The following is a 20,272-nucleotide window of genomic DNA, read 5'->3' as shown; positions in this document are numbered from 1 at the left end:
ACCCAACAACAAAAGCAAACCGCCCTCGCCGCCAGAAGCGCTCCCGCCGCCGCCGATGAACGGGCTTATAGAACCACCCCACCCAAACAGTCAACACCAACTTCACAAAAAAGATAGAAAACTTGTTATCATACTGTTTTTAAAAGGAAAAATATGACTCTTTTCTGATAGGGGTTCAAGACCCTTTCCCTCGGTGGCGTCCAGGCCGGCGATCGGCCGGTGCCTTTCCTTGACCAGATGGTCAGACAGCCTTTCCGTCATCCACAACCGAAAACGGCGGGCGCAATCGCAGCCCGCCGTATCCACAAACAAAGGCTCCGACACTCAGGCCGCGCGGGCCTGCATCTCCCTCAGGAACTGCGACATGCGCTTCAGGCCTTCGCGCAGGACGTCGACATCGTTGGTGTAGCCGATGCGCAGATAGCCTTCCATGTCCATGGCGCTGCCGGGGGTGAGCATGACGCCGGTCCGCTCCAGCAGCTGCACGCAGAACTCTTCCGAGGAGATCGGAAGGTCGTATTTCAGCAGCGCCGTGGTGCCGGACTTCGGCTTGATCCACGAGATCAGCGGCTCGCCGTCGATCCAGTCGGAGAGAATCGCGAGGTTGGTGCGGGTGATCGCATGGCTGCGGGCCAAAATCTTGTCGCGGTTTTCGAGCGCAATGGCGGCGAAATGATCGTCGAGCATGCCAACGCTGATGGTGTTGTAATCACGGTGGATCGACACGGCGTGCAGCAGGTCGGCCGGGCCGACGATCCAGCCAAGGCGCAGGCCGGCCAGCGACCAGGTCTTCGACATGCTGCCGGTACTGATACCCTTCTCATAGAGATCGGCGATCGAGGCGGTCATGCCGTCGCCCTGCTGGTCCGTGCCGCGATAGACCTCGTCGCAGAGAATCCACGCGCCGCAGGCGCGGGCGATCTCGACGATTTTTTCGAGGTAGGCACGGTCCATCAACGAGCCGGTCGGGTTGTTGGGGTTGTTGAGGGCGATCAGCTTGGTGCCCGGCGTCGCCAGCAGCTTCAACTCTTCCAGATCGGGCAGGAAGGCGGTCTTTTCGGTGAGCTTCAGGATGTGCAGATCTGCACCGAAACTTTCCGGGATCGAATAATGCTGCTGATAGGTCGGCAGCACCGAGATGACGCGGTCGCCGGGTTCCACCAAGGTTTCATGCACCAGCGCATTGGCGCCGATGGCGCCGTGGGTGATGACCACATTCTCGACCGCCTGTTTCTCGTAGAGGCCGGCGACGAGTTTTCGAAGGCGTTCGCTGCCCTCGATGGCGCCATAGGTCAGCTTCATCGGCAGGAGTTCGGAGAGGATCGTGTCCTTCTTGCCGGCCATGTCGAGCAGTTCCTCGACCGTCAGCGATTCGACACAGGTTTCGGCGAGATTCCATTCGCAGGTCGTCTCGTAGCGGTTCATCCAGATTTCGACGCCGAAATTGCGGATCTTCATCTTTCGTCCCTCGTTCGATGCTTCTAGTGTGCAATTCCATAAGAAGGCAAGGTATGAGCAATATATTGCACAGTCAAGGTGGAGGCGACGTCCTCGCCCATGTCGCCGGCAATCTCAGGAGATTGCGCGCCAAGGCAGGCCTGGCGCAGACGGCGCTGGCGGAGAAATCCGGCATCAGCCGGCGGATGATCGTCGCGGTCGAGGGGGGAGACGCCAATATCAGCCTGTCGAGCCTCGACAGACTGGCGGCGGCGCTGGGCGTGCGGTTCGCCGATCTGGTGCGCGATCCCGCTCATGAGACGCGCGAAAACATCGATGAAGTGACGTGGCGCGGCGCGGTCACCGGCAGCGAGGCGCGGCTGTTGGCGTCTGCGCCGGCGGTGGCGGAGGCGCAGATGTGGCTCTGGTCACTCGGCCCGGGAGACCGTTACGATGCCGAGCCCGATCCGGCCGGCTGGCATGAAATGCTGTTCGTCACCGGCGGCGTGCTGACGCTGGAACTGGCCGGACGGATGCAGGATTATCCGGCTGGCACTTTTACGGTTTACAGCTCCGCCCAGCCCTATGCTTATCTCAACCGGCAGGCCGAGCCGCTGACCTTCGTGCGCAACGTGGTTTCCTGACTGCTTAGGCAGCATGCGGCTGCATGACTCGCGGATACTGGCCGGGGTCGAAACGCAGATAGAGGAAAAACACGGCGATCACGCAAGCAAGATGCATCATCCAGCCAGCGGCAAACCCGCCGCTGACATCATGCAGGAAGGCGGTGGCGAAGGGGCCGAGCGAGGCGATCAAGAAACCGCCGCCCTGCATCAGCGCCACCAGCACGCCAGCCTCCTGCGGCCGCGGCAGGTGATCGAGCGCGGTGACGATGGCGAGCGCAAAGCTGCTGCCTAGACCGGCGCCGGTGAGGCCCGCCCAGACGGCGGGGGCCACCTGCGGCGCAAGCGCGAGCCCGGCAAAGCCGACCGCCTGCATGGCGAGCGTCAGGCAGAGGAAGGCGCGGCGGTCGATATTGCGGCGCGCCAGGATCGGCAGGCCAAGTGCTGCGGCCGCCTGGCAGACCGCCAGCAGCGCCACGAGGTTGCCGCTGTCGCCGCTGCTCCAGCCGAGCGCCTGGTAATAGGCGGCAAGCCAGGCGACGACGGAGGAATAACCGGCATTGACGAGGCCGAAGGCGAGGATCAGCGTCCAGGTGCGCGGCCGGCGCAGCAACTGGCCGGTCAGCGCCCTGTCCGGGCGGCTGCCGCGCGAATCCTTGAGGATGAGACAGGCGGCCGCGAAGGCGACGAGCGCGGGGGCGGCAAGCCAGGCGAGCGCCGGGCGCCAGCCGTAACCATGGCTGACCAGCAGCGGCGTCAGCCGCGCGCCGAGCGCACCGCCGCCCATCAGCATGGCCGAATAGAGCCCGGTGACGACTGGAATGTTCTTGGGAAACTCCGCCTTGATGATGCCGGGAAAGGCCGCCTGGATGAAGGCGACGCCAGCGCCGCAGAACGCTGCCGTGATCACCAGCGTCACGCCGCCGGGCGCGACGAGGCGCAGCAGCGAGCCTGCCGCCAGCACCAGCAGCGCAATGAGGATACCGCGCCTTGTGCCGATGGCTGCCTGGATGCCGGGCGAGACGAAAGCGCCGACGCCCATCAGCATCATCGGCAGCAGCGTCAGCAGCGCCAGGCTGCCGTAACCCATGCCAGTCTCGGCGACGATCTCCTTCAGAACCGGCCCCGGCGCGGTGAGGAAGGGCCTGAGATTGAGGGCGATCAGCACCACGAGGGCGAGCAGCATCGCGCGCCGACCGGGTTCGGCCTGTTTGGCTTCCGACATGTTGGATGTTTCCTTTGTTTTTCTTCTTGTTCTTCAAGGCTGCTGCGGCGCGCAACTACCCGCCCGCCGCCTGCAACAGTTTCACCATGGCTTCGTACCCGCGCTGGCGCGCATGCGTGAGCGGCGTCACGCCCTCTGCGTCCGCCAGGCGCGGATCGGCACCGGCCGCAAGCAGGCGCTTGACGATTTCCACATGCCGCGGGCCACCGTCGCTGAGGATGATCGCCTCCAGAAGCGCCGTCCAGCCGAGCCGGTTGACATGATCGAGCCTGACGCCGGCGGCGATCAGCATCTCCACCGCTTCGACATGGCCGCGCTCGGCGGCCGGGATGAGAGCGGTTCCGCCGTAACGGTTGGTGCTTTTCAGATCCGCGCCATGCGACAGCGTCAGCTTGAGGATCGTCAGCAGGCCGCGCGCGCCGGCATACAGATAGGGGCTGTCGTGGATATGGTCCCTGGCGTTGACGTCGGCGCCGGCCTCGATCAGGGCGGCTGCGGCCTCGACCCGGTTTTCATGGGTGGCGACCAGCAGGGCGGTGCGGCCCTCCCCGTCGCGGGCTTCGAGATCGGCACCCTTTGCCAGCAATGCGTGGATCGCTTCGACGTCATTGGCGGCGGCGGCGTGGTGAAGGTATGTCATGGTCTGGCCAAATCCGGTCGCGGGAAGGAGGATCAGCATCACGGCGAGGATGGATCGCAGGACATATCGAAGGATATGCGGCATGGTCGTCGTCTCCCGGCCGGTCGGCGCGCCCTTACTCGATCAGGTCGAGATCGCGGCTATGGCCCCAGAACATGCGCGGGGTTTTGAGCGCGTCGCGCAGGTCGAGGCGGTCGATCATCAGCTCGGCCTCGCGATGCGCGGCATCGAGCACCGCATCCTCGTCGACATAGAGTGCGACGCGGTTGCGCAGCAGCACCTTGCCGCCGACCAGCACGGTATGGACGTCGTTGCCATTGGCGAAATAGGTGACGCGGTATTCCGGCATATGGGCGGGATAGAGATGCGCGCGACGCAGGTCGACGAGGATGACGTCGGCCTTCTTGCCCGGCTCCAGCGAGCCGATCTCATGGTCGAGGCCGAGCACGCGGGCGGCGTCGATGGTGCACATTTCCAGCGCCTTGCCCGGCGGCAGCCAGCTCGGGTCGTGGAAATGGGTGCGGTGATAATGCATGCATTGCTGCATGTGGCGGAACATGTCGCCGGAGCGATCCGGCGCCGTCGCATCCGAGCCGATGGCGACGGTGACGCCGGCATCGATCAGCTCCGTCACCGGGCAGCGCGCGAGGATCGCGGCAACCGCGCTCGGATTATGGACGATGCAGGTGCCGGTTTCGGCGCAGAGGGTGATTTCGTCCTCGTCGAGGCCGGTCGCATGCGAGAGCAGCGTGTGCGGCCCGAGAATGCCGATCTGGTTGGCGATACGAACACTTCCCTTGGTGTGGCCGTCCTGGGTGAAGATCAGGCCGCGCTCTTCCGCCATCCACTTGAGTTTGCGGGTTTCGGCAATCGCCTCTTCGGCGCCGGGCTTTTCCAGATGTTCCTGATGCAAGGTTGGGGTCAGAAGGGCGATGTGCAGCCGGTCCTCATGGGTGCGGTGCCAGCGGTCGATGAGTGTTTCGCAGGTGGCGAACTGGTCTTCAAAGGTAATGGGATAATCGGTGCGGGTGCCGCCGTCCCACCGCGCATAGGTGAGTGGATGCGGCGGACGCGTCGAGCCGATGGCAACCACGGAGCGCGTCCCGATGCCGAGAACGCCCTCCATATGGGCGTCACCATATTCGGGACGATCGGTGCGCATCACCGAATCGCCGCCGCCGAGCAGCGAAACGCCGGTGGTGACCCCGAAACGCAGGCGCTCCAGCGCCGCAAGCTGCGCCTCGGCATGCCAGAATTCGGGCGTCGAGCCGACGGTGTAGCCGCCGGCGCAAGCCTTGTACCAAGGTTCGCTGCGGCCGCCTCCGATGGTCTTGACCAGACCATGGCCGGCATGGGCATGAGCATCCACGAAGCCCGGCATGATCGCCATGCCGCGCGCATCGATGACCTCGCCAGCCGGATGGTCGCGGGCAACCTCCTCGCTCGGGCCGACGGCGACGATACGGTCGCCTTCGATGGCCACGGCGCCATCGGCGATGATGCGCCGTTCGGCATCGATGGCGATGACGGTTCCGTTGCGGATGAGGATATCGGCCATGGCCTGCGGTCTCCCTTTTGTTTCAAGAATGTCGGCAGGCGATTGCGCCTGCGCCACAAATTAGGCTGAAGCCCGCTCCCGTTCCAGAATGCGCTCCAGCGACGGCGCAAGGCGCAGAAGCTCACGGGTGTAGTCGTGCTTCGGCGCGGTGAACAGGGTTTCGGTATCGGCCAGTTCGACGATCTCGCCGGATTTCATCACGGCGATGCGGTCGCACATCTGGCGGATGACCGCCAGGTCATGGCTGATGAACAGCATGGAGAGGCCAGCAAGGTCACGCAGATCCTTCAACAGGTTGAGAAGCTGCGCCTGAACGGAGACGTCGAGCGCCGAAGTCGGCTCGTCGCAGATCAGCATCGACGGGCGCGGGCCCAGCGCACGGGCGATGGCGATGCGCTGGCGCTGGCCGCCGGAGAAGGCATGCGCGAAACGCAGGCCGGCATCGCCCGGCAGGCCCACAGCTTCGAGCAGCGTCTTCGCATCCTGCTGCGCTTCAGTCGCATTGGAGGCGAGCTTGTAGAACAGGATCGGCTCGGCGATGGCATTGTTGATGCGCAGTCGCGGATTGAGCGCCGAATAGGGATCCTGGAACACCATCTGCAACGACTGGCGCACCGAGCGGGCCCGATGGCCGCCCAGCGAATTGCCCTGGAAGTCGATATCGCCGGAACTCTGGGTGACGAGGCCGGCAATCGTGTTGGCGACCGTGGTCTTACCGCAGCCGGATTCGCCGACGAGGCCGAAGATTTCGCCGCGCTTCACATTGAAGGACACGCTCTTGACCGCCTTGAACACGGAGGTCTTGCGGCCGGGGATCAGCGAACCCTTGCCGTATTCGACGCAGAGATTGCGGACGTCGAGCACGACCTCGTCGCTGCGTTCGGCATTGCCCTTCTTGTTGTTGCGGCGCACGGAGTCGCGCGCCTCCAGCGTCACCTTGGTCTCCTCGCTCGGCACCGGCAGGCGTTCCAGCCGCGTGTCGATCGGCGGCACGGCGGCGATCAGGGTGCGGGCGTAAGGCGCTTTCGGTGCGGTCAGCACCTCGCGCGCCGGGCCGCTTTCCACCACCGCACCGTTCTGCATGATGGTGACGCGGTCGGCGATTTCGGCGACGACGCCCATGTTATGGGTAACGAGCAGCACGCCGACGCCGCGCTGGTCGGCGAGATCGCGGATCAGCTTGAGGATCTGCGCCTGCACCGAGACGTCGAGCGCCGTGGTCGGCTCGTCGGCGACGATCAGCTGCGGATCGCAGGCGAGCGCCGTGGCGATGACCACACGCTGGCGCTGGCCGCCCGACAATTGATGCGGATAGCTGCCGAGGCGGCGCTCCGGCTCGGGAATGCCGACCGCCTTCATGAGATCGAGCGCGCGGGCACGAGCCTCGCGTGCGGAAATCTTCAGATGGGTGAGCATGCCTTCGCAGAGCTGGTCCTGGACGGTGAACAGCGGATTGAGGCTGGTCATCGGATCCTGGAAGATCGCGCCGACATCGCGGCCGGGCACGATGCCTTCGGTGCGGCCGGTGCGCAGGTCGATCGGCTTGCCGGCAATGTCGATCGAGCCGGAGACGATCTTGCCGGGGGCTTGCAGCAGGCCCATCAGCGCATTGCCGACCGTGGTCTTGCCGGCGCCGGATTCGCCGACGAGGGCATGGATTTCGCCGGGCTGGATGACGAGGTCGATGTCCTTGACCGCGACCAGCACATCGCCGGTGGCCAGCGGGTATTCGACCCGCAAATTCCTGATGTCGAGCACGGGAGGCTTGGTCTTTGTCATCTCAGCGGGCCATCAGTTTGGGGTTGAAACGATCGCGCAGATAGTCGCCGACGACATTGACCGCCAGCACGAGGATGACCAGCACGGCGGCGGGCATGACGGCAATCCACCATAGGCCCGAAAACAGGAACTGGTTGCCAATGCGGATCAGCGTGCCGAGCGACGGATAAGTCGGCGGCATGCCGGCGCCGAGGAAGGAGAGCGTCGCCTCCGTCAGGATCGCGCCGGCGAGGTTGATGGTGGCGATGACCATTACCGAGCTCATGACGTTGGGCAGGATATGCCGGACCATGATGCGCCCCGAGGGCAGGCCGATCACCTTGGCGGCGCGCACATAGTCGCGCGACACCTCGACCATGGTCGAGGCGCGCACCGTGCGGGCATATTGCACCCATTCATTGACCGAGATGGCGAAGATCAGGATCACCGGCGCCCATGTCAGCACCATGTCGGTGCCGAGTTGGGCCCGCGCAATGCCGCTGATCAGCAGCGCCACAAGGATGGTCGGGAAGGAGACGAGCACGTCGGCGATGCGCATGACGACGCTGTCGACCACGCCGCCGAAATAGCCGGCGACCAGGCCGAGCATGACGCCGAGGGCGGCGGCGAACAGCACCGCGCCGATGCCGATCAGCACCGAGATGCGCAGGCCGAACAGGATGACCGAGACGAGGTCGCGGCCCTGGTTGTCGGTGCCGAGCAGGAAGCGCGGATCGCCGCCATCCATGAAGGCCGGCGGAATTTCCATGTCCATCAGCGAATAGGAAGAGACGTCGCGCGGATCCATCGGCGCGATCATCGGGGCGAAGATCACCAGGACAAGCATGACCGCCAGAATGAAGAAGGCGATCATGACGGACACCGGGGGAAGCCGGTGCAACAGGGATTGCCGGGCCATGGCCATTATTTCGTCCTCAGTCGGGGGTCGATGAAGGTGTAGAGAATGTCGACGATCATGTTGATGAACACGAACAGGAAACCGACGAACAGCAGATAGGCCGAGAGCACCGGAATATCGGGATAGCCGACCGCATTGGTGAACAGCAGGCCCATGCCCGGCCATTGAAACACGGTCTCGGTGACGATGGCGAAGGCGATGAGCTGGCCGATCTGCAGGCCGGTAACGGTGACCACCGGCATCAGCGCGTTGCGCAGCGCCAGCTTGCCGTAGATGTAGGATTTCGGCAGGCCGCGCGCGAAGGCGAAGCGGATGTAATCAGACGACAGCACGTCGATCATTTCCGAACGCACCAGCCGCATGATCAGCGTCAGCTGGAACAAAGCCAGCGTAATCGACGGCAGGATCAGCGATTTCAGGCCCGAGAGGGTGAGAAAACCCGTCTGCCACAGACCGAGATCGACGAGATCGCCACGCCCCGAGGACGGCAGCCAGCGCAGGTTGACCGCGAAGACCAGGATGAGCAGCAGGCCGGTGACGAAGGTGGGCATGGAAATGCCGACCAGGGTCGCCGATTGCGTCAGCCGCGACAGCAGTGCATGCGGCTTCAGCGCCGAGAGCACGCCGAGCGGAATGCCGATGGCCAGCGACAGCACGGTGGCGACGACCACCAGTTCCAGCGTCGCCGGCAAGCGGTTGAGCAGCAGGTCCGTCACCGGTTGCTGGTAGCGAAAGCTGGTGCCGAGATTGCCGGTCAGCACCTGACCGACGAAGTGGACGAACTGCACCGGGATCGACCGGTCGAGGCCGAGCGCGGCGCGCAACGCATCCTTTTCCGCCTGCGTCGCGCCCTCGCGCACCATGGAGGCGACGGGATCGCCGACAAAGCGGAACATGATGAAGGCGATGGCCGTCACCGCGACCATCACGAGGATGGCCTGCAGCAGCCTGACCGAAAGAAGTCTGATCATCGGAATGTCCTTGGCGCAGGGAGCGAGCCCGAAACGGGCAAAGCCGGCCGTTCGCTCCGCGTCCTCCACGCCATCATCGGCGTGGGAGGGTTCGGCCGGATTGAGAAGCGATCCCGGCCGGCGGGCACCTGCCGGGATCGCGGCTGGGGAGGAACCCGTTACTTGTTGACCTTCGCAAACCAGGGACGAACGTACTCGTCGGCGAATTGCGGCATGTCCACCTTGGTGCTCATCGCCCAGGCAACCGGCTGCTGGTGCAGCGGGATATAGAGAGCCTGGTCATGGGCGATGCGGAAGGCCTGCTTCATCATGTCGACGCGCTTGGCTTCGTCCAGCTCCACGGCTGCGGCATGCGACAGCTTATCGATATCGGCATTGGAAAGGCCGTTGGTGTTGCTGCCGCCGAACACGCCGTCATTGGTGGTGAGCAGCGACTGCAGGGCGCTGAAGCCGTCCATCGGCGGCAGCGAGGCCCAGCCGAGCAGATAGGCGTCGAACTCGCCCTTGTCGGTGCGCGGGAAATAGGTCGTCTTGCTTTCGACGCTCAGATCCGCCTGCACGCCGATCTTGGCCCACATGGAAGCGATCGCCAGGCAGATCTGCTCGTCGGCGATGTAGCGGTCGTTCGAGCAGGCCAGGCCCGTCTTGAAGCCGTCGGGATAGCCGGCTTCCTTCAGCAGCGCCTTGGCCTTGTCGACGTCGTAGGGCATCGGCGTGTCGATGGTCTGGTCGTAGCCGGTGACCTCGGGCGCGACCAGCAGGCCGGCGATGCGCGACTTGCCGCGCATCAGGCGCTTCTGGATGGTGTTGAGGTCGATGGCGCTCCACAGCGCCTGGCGCACCCGCACGTCGAGCATCGGATTAGGCTTGCCGGGCATGGCATGCAGTTCCGGCTGGAAGTTCAGCACCAGAAAGATGGTGCGCAGCGACGGGTTTTCGACGACCTTCAGGCCCTCGGTATTGCTGATGCGGTCAATGTCCTGCAGCGGAACCGGGGCGATCATGTCGACTTCGCCGGAGAGCAGCGCGGCGACGCGGGTGGCGTCGGAGGCGATCGGACGGAACTCGACCTCGTCGAGATTGTGCTGCGGCTTGTCCCACCAGTCCTTGTTGACTTCGAAGACCGAGCGCGAATCCGGCTCGTAGGATTTCAGCTTGAAGGGGCCGGTGCCGTTGGCATGGTTGCTGGCATAGGTGACGACGCCGGTGGAGGCATTGCCGGGCTTCAGCGCATCATGGGCTTCCATCCACGGCTTGCTGAGCATGTAGATAGCGGCGAGGTCGTTGAGCAGCAGCGGATAGGGACCGCGCAGGATAAGGTCGACGGTGTAGTCGTCCACCTTCTCGACGCCGGTGACGGCGGAGAGGTTTTCCTTGTTGCGCGCGCCCGGATCGATCTGGCGCTGGATGGTGGCGACGACGTCGTCGGCATTGAAGGTCTGGCCTTCGTGGAATTTCACGCCCTGGCGCAGCTTGAAGCGCCAGCGGGTCGGCTCGATCACTTCCCAGGAGGTCGCCAGCGCCGGCTCGAGCTTCAGATCCTTGTTGCGGCGCACCAGCGGGTCGAAAACCATGTGATGGACGCTCTGGGTGAAGCTGTCGACCTGGGCGTTCGGGTCGTAGGAAATGACGTCGCCGGAGGATGCCCAGCGCAGCGTCTCGGCGGCGGCCGTGGCGGTGAGCGGCGCCAGCATGGCAAGCCCTGCCAGAAGGGTCTTCATATAGGCTTTCAAGAGGGTTCTCCCATATTCGTATACATATTTTCCTAAATTTTGGATACGATGTGTTCCCAAAATCACTGTACATCTGATGCACACAATATCAAGATAGCAAAAGTGTTTTTGGCGGCGCGCTGTCAAAAAAACGACCTGACAGACACTCGGAGGGAGAAATATTCGATGCCGAACGCATTGCTGATTGAAAACGCCGCTATCGTCACCATGGATGCGGCGCGCCGCATTCTCGGGCGCGGATATATCCTGATCGAGGACGGACGGATCGCGGCCATCGGCGACGGCAGCTTTGCCGGCGAGACCGTGGCCGAGCGCATCGACGCCGCCGGCATGGTTGCCATGCCCGGCCTGGTCGACACCCACGCCCATGCCGGACATACGCTGACCAAGGGCCTCGGCAGGGATTCCGAGGACTGGATGAGCATTGCCGGCTGCATCTACGCCCAGGCGACCGACGCGGAATTCTGGGGCGCAGAGGCGGCACTGTCGGCGGCCGAGCGCATCAAATGCGGCACGACCACCGCAGCGCTTCTGTTCGGCGGCGGCCCCGACATCATGCGCACCGATGTGGAAGCCGTCGAAGCCCACCTCGCCGCCATCGCCGCCTCAGGCGTTCGCGAGGTGCTCGCCGTCGGCCCCAACCGGCCGGGATTGCGACACGTATACCGCAATTACATGCAGGGGTCGTATACAGAAGTCGAGATTTCGCCCGAGGCGCAGCTTGATGTCGCCGTGGACCTTGTCGATGCCGCGGCTGGACGCAATGATCGTATACAAGTTGTGTTTTCACTTCCGGTTTTCGATGCGCGGGAGTTGGACAGCGACGCCGTATACAATATCTCACGCAGGACGCGCGATCTCGCGCGCGAGAGGGGCGTGCTGCTGGTGCAGGACGGCCATCGCGACGGCTCCATCGCCGCCAATGATGCAAAACTCGGCCTGTTCGATGGGCGCAGCCTGCTTGCCCATTGCATCGACCTGACCGACGAGGACCGCGCGGTGCTGAAGCGCACCGGCGCCAAGGTGGCGCACAATCCGAGCGCGCTCATGTCGCTTTACGGCCGCTGCCCGGCGCCGGAGCTGATGCAGGAGGGCGTCACCGTTTCGCTCGGCACCGATGCCGCCGCCCCTGACCGCTCTTTCGACATGTTCCGCAACATGTTCCAGGCGCATCGTTATCACGGCCGCCATTTCGCCGACGACGCCGTATTGCCCCCCGGGCAACTGCTCGCCATGGCGACGATCGAGGGCGCGCGGGCGCTCAACATGGAAGACGAGATCGGCTCGCTCGAAGCCGGCAAGCGCGCCGACTTGCTGCTGATCGACATGCGTCAGCCGCATCTGTGGCCGCCGGTCGATCCGGTGCAGCGCCTCGCCCGCTTCGCCAATGGCGCCGATGTCGACACCACCATCATCGATGGCCGCATCCTGATGCGTGGACGCCGCCTCGTAGGCCAGGACGAGGGCGCGATCCTGGAGCGCGCCGAACGCGCCTTCCACCAGGCGATGAACCGCGCCGGCCTCGCATAAGACGATAAGGAGGAAACAAAAATGACCGCAGACATTCTCATCCGCAACGCCCGCCCGTTCGGGGGCGCCCCCGTGGATCTCGTCATCCGCGACGGCCGCTTCGCCGTCCCCGGAGCGAATCGGCCGACGCTCGAAATCGATGCCGGCGGCCAGATCGCGCTGCCGGGGCTGGTCGAGGCCCATACCCATCTCGACAAGACGCTGGTCGGTATGGATTGGTTCGAAAACCGCGTCGGCCCGACCCGCAACGACCGCATCCTCGCCGACCGCAAGGCCAAGCGCGAGCTCGGGATCGATGCCCGCCGCCAGTCCGCCCGCCAGGCGATGCAGACCCTGAAATACGGCGTGCTGCACATCCGCAGCCATGTGGACGTCGACACCGAGATCGGCATCGCCAATATCGAGGGCGTGATCGCCACCCGCGAGGCCTTGCGCGATCTGGTCGACATCCAGATCGTCGCCTTTCCACAAAGCGGCATGCTGCCGCGCACCGGCACGCTGGAACTGATGGATGACGCGATGCGCGCCGGGGCCGATATCGTCGGCGGCATCGATCCCGCCAGCATCGAGCGCGACCCCGTGCGCCACCTCGACGCCATCTTCGCGCTTTCGGAACGGCACGGAAAGCCGCTCGACATCCACCTGCATGAGCTGGCCGATCTCGGCGCCTTCTGCCTCGAACTGATCGTCGAGCGCACCCGCGCCCTGTCGATGCAGGGCAGGGTGACGGTCAGCCATGGCTATTGCCTGGGCATGCTGGAGCCGAACCGCCAGCGGGCGCTGATCGAGGCGCTCGCCGCCGAGCGCATCGCCGTCATGACCGTCGGCAGCCCCTCCGCCCCTGCCCTGCCGCTCAGGCTGATGCGCGAATGCGGCCTTATCGTCTGCTCCGGCTCGGACGGCATCCAGGGCACCTGGGAACCCTGGGGCAATGGCGACATGCTGGAGCGCGCAAAATATCTCGCCCAGCGCAACGGCATGACCAATGATGCCGACCTCACAGAGACCGCCCGCATCTGCACCTTCGGCGGCGCCGAAGCCATCGGCCTCGACGGTTACGGCTTTACCGAAGGCGATTTCGGCGATCTCGTCCTCGTACCCGCACAAACGCTCGCGCAAGCCGTGGCCCTGACGCCGCAGGCGCGCACCGTCATCCGCCGTGGCCGCGTCTTGGCACGCGATGGCATCCTTTCCGGAGATCTGCCCCATGTCGCCTGAGACCGAACACAACAAGCAGCCCGGCGCCACCTTGTTGACCGCCCGCTGGGTCGTCGGCCATCGCGACGGCCGCCACGTCCTCTATGAAAACGGCGAAGTGGTGTTCGAAGGTGAGCGCATCCTCTTCGTCGGCCACCGTTACGACGGCCCGGTCACCCGTCGCATCGATTACGGCAAGGCGCTGATCGGTCCGGGCTTCATCGATCTCGACGCGCTCTCCGATCTCGATACCGGCGTTCTCGGCCTCGATCACGCACCCGGCTGGAAGAAGGGCCGCGTCTGGCCGCGCGACTATGTCGAGGCCGGGCCCGTGGAGATGTATTCGCCGGAGGAACTGGCCTTCCAGAAGCGTTACGCCTTTGCGCAACTGATCCGCAACGGCATCACCACCGCCCTGCCGATCGCCTCTCTGTTCTATCGCGCCTGGAACGAGACGCCGGATGAATTCGCCTCCGCTGCCGAAAGTGCGGCCGACCTGGGCTTGCGCGTCTATCTCGGCCCCGCCTTCCGCGCCGGCCATTCGGTGGTCGAGGACGACGGGCGGCTGACGGTGGAAATCGATGCCGAACAGGGGGCGGCCGGCCTCGAAACCGCTCTTGCCTTCTGCGCCGCCCATGACGGCACCCATGGCGGGCTGGTTCGGACGATGCTCGCCCCCGACCGCATCGAATTCTGGACAGGCGACCTGTTGAAGCGCATCGCCGATGCGGCACGCGATCTCGATGTGCCGGTGCGGCTGCATTGCTGCCAGTCTGGTTTCGAGGCCGAGACCATCCGCCGTCGCTTCGACAAGACCGCGCCGGAATGGCTGCGCGACATCGGCTTCCTTTCCCGGCGGGCGCTCTTGCCGCACGGCACCCATATCGGTGGCGACGGCCTGCGGATCATTGCCGAGTCGGGCGCGACGGTGGTGCATTGCCCGCTGGTCATGGCCCGCCATGGCGCGGCGCTCGAACGCATTCCGGGATTGCGCCTCGGCATGGGCACCGATACCTGGCCGCCGGACATGATCCTCAACATGCAGCTCGGCCTGATGCTCGGCCGGCTGATGGGCGGGACGACGGAAAGCCCGATCTCGGCCGATCTCTACGACATCGCCACTCTCGGCGGCGCCGATGCGCTCAACCGTCCCGATCTCGGCCGCCTGCAGCCCGGCGCCACCGCCGATATCACGGTCATCGACCTTTCCGGTGATCGGCTCGGCCAGCTGATCGATCCGATCTCGGCGCTGATGGGTTCGGCGAGCGGCCGCGACGTGCATTCCGTGGTCATCGCCGGCCGTTTCGTCATGGTCGACGGGGTGATCCCCGGCTTCGATTTCGACGCCGCCCATGGCCGGGCGCAGGCGCAGTTCGAGCGCCTCGTCGCCCGCTATCCGCAACGGACCTGGCAGCATCCGCCGCTCGAGACCATTTTCCCGCCGAGCTATCCGATGGTGAAGCCATGACCGCCGACGGCCATGACAAGATTCGCAAATCGACGGTGTCCAAATCCGATGCCGTCTATCGCGCCCTGAAACGCGCCATCCTCGACCAGGCGCTGGCGGCAGGCACCAAGCTGCCGGAGGATTCGATCGGCGAGCGCCTCGGCGTCAGCCGCACCATCGTGCGCCAGGCGCTCGCCCGCCTCAATGGCGAGGGCCTGATCGAGCTGCGCCCCCACAAGGGCGCCTGCGTCGCCCAGCCGAGCCTGGAAGACGGCCGCAACATCTTTGCGGTGCGCCGCTCGCTGGAAGCGCTGGTGGTCGACAGCCTGATCGGCAAGCTCTCGCCGCAGCAGATCCGCCAACTCGAAGCCCATGTCGAGGCCGAGGACATGGCCCGCGCCAATGATACCGCCACCTCGATCCAGCTTGCCGGCGAGTTTCATGTCCTGCTGGCGAAGCTGACCGAAAACGACATCCTGTCGCGCTATGTCACCGAGCTCGTCTCGCGCTCCTCGCTGATCCTGTCGCTCTACGGGCGGCCGCATTCGCCCGATTGCGCCGTCTCCGAGCATCGCGAGCTGATCACGGCGCTGGCCATGGGCGACCGCGACAAGGCCGGCGCCCTGATGCTTCACCATATCGACGCCATCACCACCCGCGCCCTGCTGAAGAGCCAGACGGAGAAGGATTTTCCCGACCTGCTCGCCGCCTATGCCCGCGAGGAAGGCCTGTAGCGCAGCCCGGAAAACACGGGGCGATTGATCGCGTCGCAAAAACTTGATAATTGCAGGCATGTTTTTTGCGCGCGGGACCGGATCGCGATGACGTTTCAGCCAAGGATGCAAAACAGGATCGAGGGCTTTTCCGTCGTCGGCGATTTGCGCCGCCGGAGCTGGAATGGCATCACCGCCGATCTCTGGGATGTGGAATGCGCCGCCTATGCCGGCGGCCATTACCTGGCGCGCGATCCGCGCCTGTTCATCCTGCTCGACCAGCAGGGGCGCGGCCGGCCGAGCGTCAAGCTGTCGCCGAAAAGTCCGGGCGCGCTGCAGGACAGCCGCGAAAGCCCGATTTCCTATATACCCGCTAACATGGATCTGTGGGTGGACATCACCGAGGTGCAATCGGTGCGCCATCTCGACATCCATTTCGATGCCGATGTCGTCAGCCGGCGCCTTGGCGAGGAAATCGATTCCGACAAGCTGCAGAACCCGCAACTGCTTTTCTTCGACCGACGGGTTCTTGCGCTGGCCGAACTGATCGCCGCCGATATCGTCAATCCCGATCCGCTGCACGATCTCTATGGCGACGGGCTCGCCCTGGCCCTGGTCATCGACGTGCTGAAGGTGCTGAAATCGCCGCAACGCCGGCGCGGAGCGCTGGCCTCCTGGCAGCTTCGCCGGGTCACGGATTTTCTCACCGCCCATTGCACCCGCAACATCCGCCTGCAGGAGCTGGCGGATCTCGTCGGCCTGTCGCCGTCGCATTTCAGCCATTCCTTCAAGGCGTCCACCGGGCTGGCGCCGCATGACTGGCAGATGGCGGCGCGGCTCGACCGCGCCAAGCATCTGCTGCTTTGCGGCGACCAGCCGCTGACGGCGGTCGCCGCCGAAACCGGCTTTTCCGACCAGGCGCATTTCACCCGGACGTTTCGCAAGCATATCGGCACCTCGCCGGCCCGTTGGAGAAAGCTGCGGCAGGCGTGATTGTGGCGGTTTTCGCCCATATCCTGAAAATTTGCCCAAGATCGTTCAATTTTCCGCGATCACGCCAAGCTGCAACGGTAAATTTGAGTTATTGACTCCGCTTAATGCCGCCCCGCGCCGGGCGGCCATCGGCATCATATGGATTGGGGTATGGACACATGAATCGGGGCAAGCGCTCTCTTGGAAATCGGTCGACCTTGCGGGCCAGCGTTGCGCTGCTCGCGCTCAGCACGGGCTTTCCGGCGCTGGCGCAAAACGCCGACACGGCGCTGAAACCGATCGTGCTGCAGGGGCAGGCGAGCGGCGCGACGGATGCAAAGGGCGCGGCCGACGCGCCCGTCAAGGGTTACGTGGCGAAAGCCTCCTCCGCCGGCTCCAAGACCGATACGCCGCTCAACGAGATCCCGCAGGCCGTCTCCGTCGTCGGTAAGCAGGAGATGAACGACCGCGGCGTCGTCAACAAGATCGACGAAGCCCTGCGCTATACACCGGGCGTCACCGCCGAGCCCTTCGGCACCGATGCCGATACCGACTGGGTCTATATTCGCGGCTTCGACGCGACGCAGACCGGCATATTCCTCGACGGCCTGAACCTGTTCTCCTACGGTTTCGGCGGCTTCCAGCTCGATCCCTTCATGCTGGAGCGCGTCGACGTCCTGAAAGGTCCGTCCTCGGTGCTCTATGGCGGCGGCAATGCCGGGGGCCTCGTCAACTACGTGCGCAAGCGCCCGACCGACGAGCCCTATTATTACACGGAAATCGGCATCAACAGCAACGGCAACGCCTTCACCGGCTTCGACGTTTCCGACAAGCTGGGCAATAGCGGCACGATGACCTACCGCCTGACCGGCAAGATCGCCGGCGGCGACAACTATTCCGATTTCTCCCATGATCTGCGCGGCTTCGTCATGCCGCAGGTCACGATTTCGCCCGACGAAGCGACCAAGCTGACGATCTGGGGCATGGCCTCGGGCCTCGATCAGGTGCATGTCGGCAACGGCTTCTTCCCCTATGTCGGCACGGTCGTTGATGCGCCCTTCGGCAAGATCGACCGCAAGGCCTTCTACGGCGAACCGGACATCGACAGCGGCAAATACGCCCAGCAGATGCTCGGCGCCGAATTCGAGCATGATTTCGACAATGGCTGGAAGGTCTCGTCGAACATGCGCTACAGCCACCTCTACAAGCACGAGGAAGGCCCCTATCTCTTCGGCTATGTCGGCGGCGTACCCACGGCCCCGGACTACCAGCTCAACCGCATCGGCTTCGAGGCGACCTCCAGGGTCGACAGCTTCGCCATCGACAACCGCGCCGAAACCGAATTCGATCTGGGCGCCACCGATCATAAGCTGATGCTCGGCCTCGACTACAAATATTACCGGCTGGATCATATCCAGGCCTGCTGCAGCGCCACCCCGATCAGCGCCACCAATCCGGTCTACGGCGTGCCGCAGGGCAACAACTTCGTCTATATCGATCAGGCGGTCACCCAGCAGCAGGTCGGCGCCTATGTGCAGGACCAGATCCGCTTCGGCGGTGGGTGGCTCGCAACGCTCAACGGCCGCTTCGACTTCGTCAACACCGAGACCGACGACGACCTGGCCTCGGCGAGCTACAGCTTCGACAAGTCGGCCGCCAGCGGCCGCGCCGGCCTCGCCTACGAGTTCGACAACGGCCTGACGCCTTACGTCAGCGTCGGCACTTTCTTCAACCCGACGGTCGCCGTCAGCGCCACGCCCAACAACGCACCGGAAGAGGGCGAACAGTATGAAGTCGGCGTCAAATACGACCCGACCTTCATCGACGGCAGCTTCACCCTGTCGCTGTTCAACCTCAACAAGCGCAACGTCGTCGTCACCGACCCCGCCACCTTCCTCGCCAGCCAGATCGGCGAGGTGCAGTCGCGCGGCGTCGAGCTGGAAGGCAAGGTCAACCTCGACGAAAACTGGAAGATCCTGGGTTCGCTGGCCTATACCGACATGGAGGTCAAGGAAGACATCGTCCCCGCCTATATCGGCAAGCGCCCCTATCTTGTGCCGGATGTCCAGGCCTCGCTGTGGCTGGATTATACGGTGACGCAAGGCGCGCTCGAAGGCCTCAGCCTCGGCGCCGGCATGCGCTACCAGGGCGAAAGCTGGGCCGACCGCCTCAACACGCTGAAGGTTCCGGGTGCGACAGTCTTCGACGCCGCCGTCCGCTACAAGAAGGACAATTGGGAGGCTGCGCTCAACGTGACCAACCTGTTCGACAAGGAGTATGTCCGGGGTTGCCAAGGCGATTCCACCTGCGGCTATGGCGACGCGCGCACCATCACCTTCAAGCTGAGCAAGGTCTGGTAAACGGCGGACCCGCATCGCCACCGCATTTGCCGACGGGCCGGAACCTGTTTCCGGCCCGTTTCCATGTCCGCGCCGGAGGATGGCTATGGATCGCCGATCCTAACGCTCTGCGCCTGCGACGCGCTGGCGGGCCTGTTTCGGCGTCACACCGAAATGGGCGCGGAAGGCGGAGGTGAAGCTCGCCTGATGGCGAAAGCCCACGGCCTGAGACACCTCGGCGATCGACAGCGCGCCGGCGACCAGCAATTCCATGGCGCGGTCCATGCGGTAGCGGTTGCGATAGGCGAAGATCGTCGTGCCGTAGAGCAGCCGGAAACCGCCCTTGAGCTTGGTGGCGTTGGTGCCGAGCTTTTTCGCCAGTTGCGGAATGGTCAGCGTCTCGGAAAAATCCGTCGCCAGGATTTCCTGCGCCCGCTTGAACATCGCCAGTTCGCGGGCGGTGAAGACGATGGACTCCTCCTTGGCGCGGCTGCCGCGATCGATGGCGTCGGCCGAGAGCGTCAAGAGTTCGACGATTCGGGCCATGGCCAGCGGCAGGTCGCGCGCCGCCTCGAAGCCGATACCGAACAGGTCGCGCAGCACGCGCAGGAATTCAAGATCGATCTTCTGTTCGATCATCGCCATGGTGCCGTCGGCCGGATGCAGCAATTGCCGCACCGCGCCGCCGGCCGCAGCGAGGCCGAAACTGCCTTCCAGCAGCGGCGGGCGGACGTAGAGGCTCGCCATCTTGCAGGCGCCCGGCTGGCAGACGACATCGTAAGCCATGCCGAACGCTTGCTGACAGGCCATCAGCGAAATACTGGCCGGCGCCGTCGCATCGTCGGCCTGCGGCAAGTTGAGCGCCACCGGCCCTTCGAGCAGGAAATGAAACTCGACAAGTCCCTCGGCGACCACATGTTCGTGACGCACACCGGCAAAGCTGCAATCGGTGAGCACGACGAAAATATCCTCGCCGAGCGACAGAAACCGCCAGAAGCCGCTGCCGTCTTCCGCCGGCAGGTCGACACGCGCATGCAAGAGATGCAAGCGAGTATCGACGGCCTTGGCGACATCGTCGAGTTCGGCCAGCTTGGCGAAAGCGGCGGCAACCGTTTTCTCGCCCGCGCCGAGAAACGCGCGGAAAAGGCCCTTCTCCTTCACCCTCGTGTCACCACCGCTCATAGCCGATTTCCCGATCGTCATCGCGGTG

Annotated in this window: 16 protein-coding genes; 7 read left to right on the top strand and 9 right to left on the bottom strand. The window is 64.5% G+C overall.

The features are described from left to right. Positions 1–324 precede the first annotated feature (324 nt). Positions 325–1,458: an aminotransferase gene (locus P7F60_RS18295; protein WP_277919183.1), complete on the bottom strand. Its 1,134-nt coding sequence runs from the start codon at positions 1,456–1,458 to the stop codon at positions 325–327. Positions 1,459–1,511: 53 nt separating this feature from the next. On the opposite strand from P7F60_RS18295, the gene P7F60_RS18290 reads away from it, so the two are divergent. Beyond that, a complete protein-coding gene (locus tag P7F60_RS18290; RefSeq protein ID WP_277919182.1) occupies positions 1,512–2,081 on the top strand; it encodes an XRE family transcriptional regulator in 570 nt (189 codons plus the stop codon). A 4-nt stretch (positions 2,082–2,085) separates the two neighbouring features. Here P7F60_RS18290 and P7F60_RS18285 read toward each other — a convergent pair whose 3' ends face one another. The 7 genes from P7F60_RS18285 to P7F60_RS18255 form a co-directional block, all read right to left on the bottom strand. Next, positions 2,086–3,285, bottom strand: coding sequence for a cyanate transporter (locus P7F60_RS18285; protein WP_277919181.1), 1,200 nt, complete (start codon positions 3,283–3,285; stop codon positions 2,086–2,088). A 55-nt stretch (positions 3,286–3,340) separates the two neighbouring features. Continuing rightward, positions 3,341–3,925: an ankyrin repeat domain-containing protein gene (locus P7F60_RS18280; protein WP_347276875.1), complete on the bottom strand. Its 585-nt coding sequence runs from the start codon at positions 3,923–3,925 to the stop codon at positions 3,341–3,343. Positions 3,926–4,040: 115 nt separating this feature from the next. Continuing rightward, on the bottom strand, positions 4,041–5,483 hold the full coding sequence (locus P7F60_RS18275; protein WP_277919180.1) for an amidohydrolase family protein: 1,443 nt from the start codon (positions 5,481–5,483) through the stop codon (positions 4,041–4,043). A 60-nt stretch (positions 5,484–5,543) separates the two neighbouring features. After that, positions 5,544–7,262 (bottom strand): ABC transporter ATP-binding protein, encoded by a 1,719-nt coding sequence (locus tag P7F60_RS18270; RefSeq protein WP_277919179.1) that lies wholly within the window; start codon positions 7,260–7,262, stop codon positions 5,544–5,546. A gap of 1 nt (position 7,263) precedes the next feature. Next, positions 7,264–8,160 (bottom strand): ABC transporter permease, encoded by an 897-nt coding sequence (locus P7F60_RS18265; protein WP_277919178.1) that lies wholly within the window; start codon positions 8,158–8,160, stop codon positions 7,264–7,266. A gap of 5 nt (positions 8,161–8,165) precedes the next feature. Further along, positions 8,166–9,131 carry an ABC transporter permease gene (locus tag P7F60_RS18260; protein WP_277919177.1) on the bottom strand — a complete coding sequence of 322 codons (966 nt, stop codon included), beginning with the start codon at positions 9,129–9,131 and terminating at the stop codon, positions 8,166–8,168. A gap of 158 nt (positions 9,132–9,289) precedes the next feature. Then, positions 9,290–10,864, bottom strand: coding sequence for an ABC transporter substrate-binding protein (locus tag P7F60_RS18255; RefSeq protein WP_277919176.1), 1,575 nt, complete (start codon positions 10,862–10,864; stop codon positions 9,290–9,292). Between the two features lie 165 nt (positions 10,865–11,029). On the opposite strand from P7F60_RS18255, the gene P7F60_RS18250 reads away from it, so the two are divergent. From P7F60_RS18250 to P7F60_RS18225, 6 genes are all read left to right on the top strand, one after another. Beyond that, on the top strand, positions 11,030–12,394 hold the full coding sequence (locus P7F60_RS18250) for an amidohydrolase family protein (protein WP_277919175.1): 1,365 nt from the start codon (positions 11,030–11,032) through the stop codon (positions 12,392–12,394). A gap of 21 nt (positions 12,395–12,415) precedes the next feature. Next, entirely contained in the window at positions 12,416–13,612 is a 1,197-nt protein-coding gene (locus P7F60_RS18245) for an amidohydrolase (protein WP_277919174.1), read from the top strand. Further along, positions 13,602–15,059, top strand: coding sequence for an amidohydrolase family protein (locus P7F60_RS18240; RefSeq protein WP_277919173.1), 1,458 nt, complete (start codon positions 13,602–13,604; stop codon positions 15,057–15,059). Before P7F60_RS18245 ends, P7F60_RS18240 begins: the two co-directional genes overlap by 11 nt. Then, a complete protein-coding gene (locus P7F60_RS18235; RefSeq protein WP_277919172.1) occupies positions 15,056–15,772 on the top strand; it encodes a GntR family transcriptional regulator in 717 nt (238 codons plus the stop codon). The genes P7F60_RS18240 and P7F60_RS18235 overlap by 4 nt, the downstream gene beginning before the upstream one ends. 87 nt (positions 15,773–15,859) lie before the next feature. Next, positions 15,860–16,744, top strand: coding sequence for an AraC family transcriptional regulator (locus tag P7F60_RS18230; protein WP_277919171.1), 885 nt, complete (start codon positions 15,860–15,862; stop codon positions 16,742–16,744). A 197-nt stretch (positions 16,745–16,941) separates the two neighbouring features. Beyond that, on the top strand, positions 16,942–19,083 hold the full coding sequence (locus P7F60_RS18225) for a TonB-dependent siderophore receptor (RefSeq protein WP_277919170.1): 2,142 nt from the start codon (positions 16,942–16,944) through the stop codon (positions 19,081–19,083). 99 nt (positions 19,084–19,182) lie between these two features. Here P7F60_RS18225 and P7F60_RS18220 read toward each other — a convergent pair whose 3' ends face one another. Then, positions 19,183–20,244 (bottom strand): AraC family transcriptional regulator, encoded by a 1,062-nt coding sequence (locus P7F60_RS18220; RefSeq protein WP_277919169.1) that lies wholly within the window; start codon positions 20,242–20,244, stop codon positions 19,183–19,185. Positions 20,245–20,272 lie beyond the last annotated feature (28 nt).

Source organism: Rhizobium sp. YJ-22, assembly GCF_029601685.1.
GTDB lineage: Bacteria > Pseudomonadota > Alphaproteobacteria > Rhizobiales > Rhizobiaceae > Metarhizobium.
Note: the sequence above shows the minus strand (reverse complement) of the source record. Positions and strands in the feature narration are given on the sequence as shown.